This window comes from Melaminivora alkalimesophila (assembly GCF_000282995.1).
Lineage (GTDB): Bacteria > Pseudomonadota > Gammaproteobacteria > Burkholderiales > Burkholderiaceae_C > Melaminivora > Melaminivora alkalimesophila.
The window spans coordinates 1-1,533 of the sequence record NZ_ALEE01000212.1; the positions used below are offsets into that span (position 1 = coordinate 1).

Consider the following 1,533-nt stretch of genomic DNA (forward strand, 5'->3'; position numbering starts at 1 on the left):
CGCCCGCCACGTGAGCCGCTACCTGGCGCGCCGCGGCAAGGGCGTGGGCGTGCGGCTGGGCATCAAGACCACTGGCTGCTCGGGCCTGGCCTACCAGCTCGAGTACGTGGACGAGCCCCAGCCCGAGGACATCGTCTTCGAGGAGCACGGGGTCAAGGTCCTGATTGACCCCAAGAGCCTGGCCTACATCGACGGCACGGAGCTGGACTTCGTGCGCGACGGGCTGAACGAAGGCTTTCGCTTCAACAACCCGAACGAGCGCGACCGCTGCGGCTGCGGGGAGAGCTTCCGCGTCTGAAGGCGGCCCGCGCTTGCATCCACCGCCATCGCATTGCGCTGCCATGGCGGTTTTTTTATCCCCTTGCCTTTGCCGGCCGGACGCCGGTCTCGTCCATGAACCTGCAATCCGACGACTTCGAACTCTTCGGCCTGCCGCGCCGCTTCGCCCTGGACCGCGCGGAGCTGGATGCACGCTGGAAGGAGCTGCAGCGCCAGGCCCACCCGGACCGGGCCGCTGCCCAGGGCGCGGCCGCGCAGCGCGTGGCGATGCAGTGGTCGGTGCGCATCAACGAAGCCTACCAGCGCCTGAAGGACCCCCTGAGGCGCGCCGCCTATCTGTGCGAGCTGCATGGCGCCGCGATCCAGGCCGAGGACAACACCGCCATGCCGCCCCAGTTCCTGCTGCAGCAGATGCAGTGGCGCGAGGCGCTGGACGAGGCGCAGGATGGGCCGGCGCTCGACGCCCTGCAGGACGAGACCGAGGAGGCGCGCCGCGCGGCGCTGCAGCGCCTGGCCGGGCTGATCGACGAGGAGCAGGATTTCCCGGCGGCCGTGCCTGAGGTCAGAGCCCTCATGTTCATTGCGCGATTCGCCCGCGACATCGAGGAGCGCCGCGAGCAGCTGGGACAATGACCGCCGTCCCGGCACCGCCCGCCCACAGAACCACAAGCACGATCCATGGCGCTACTGCAAATTTCCGAACCCGGCCAGTCCCCCGACCCGCACCAGCGGCGCATCGCCGTCGGCATCGACCTGGGCACCACGCATTCGCTCGTGGCGGCCGTGCGCCACGGCGTGGCCGAGTGCCTGCCGGACGCTGAAGGGGAAGTGCTGCTGCCTTCGGTGGTCCGCTACCTGGAGGGCGGGCGCAGCCAGATCGGACGCGCTGCCCAGGCGGCCCGCCAGCAAGACGCCGCCAACACCATTGCCTCGGCCAAGCGTTTCCTGGGCCGCTCGCTGGCCGACATCGCCGACGCGGGCAGCCTGCCCTACCAGTTCGTCGCACCCGGCGAGGAGGGCGGCATGCTCGGCATCCAGACGGTGGCGGGCGTGCGCTCGCCGGTGGAAGTCAGCGCCGAGATCCTGGCCACCCTGCGCCAGCGCGCGGAAGACAGCTTCGACAACGACATCCACGGCGCCGTCATCACGGTGCCGGCCTATTTCGACGACGCGCAGCGCCAGGCGACCAAGGACGCTGCGCGGCTGGCGGGCCTGGAGGTTCTGCGCCTGATCAACGAGCCCACGGCGGCTGCC

3 protein-coding genes are annotated in these 1,533 nt (G+C 70.4%); all 3 read left to right on the forward strand.

Going from position 1 to position 1,533, the window contains the following annotated elements; all coding sequences use genetic code 11:
• Positions 1 to 298: iron-sulfur cluster assembly protein IscA (iscA, locus tag A612_RS03525; RefSeq protein ID WP_019373210.1), on the forward strand; the 298-nt coding region annotated here is incomplete at its 5' end.
• A 95-nt stretch (positions 299 to 393) separates the two neighbouring features.
• The gene (gene hscB, locus A612_RS03530) at positions 394 to 912 is read left to right on the forward strand and encodes a Fe-S protein assembly co-chaperone HscB (RefSeq protein WP_019373211.1); all 519 of its coding nucleotides are present in this window, start codon (positions 394 to 396) and stop codon (positions 910 to 912) included.
• A 45-nt stretch (positions 913 to 957) separates the two neighbouring features.
• The coding region (locus A612_RS03535) for an Hsp70 family protein (RefSeq protein ID WP_040435881.1) at positions 958 to 1,533 on the forward strand (576 nt) is incomplete at its 3' end.

Excerpts from the sequence above, each read along its gene's own strand:
- hscB (WP_019373211.1), top strand. The coding sequence starts at position 394 with ATGAACCTGCAATCCGACGACTTCGAACTCTTCGGCCTGCCGCGCCGC.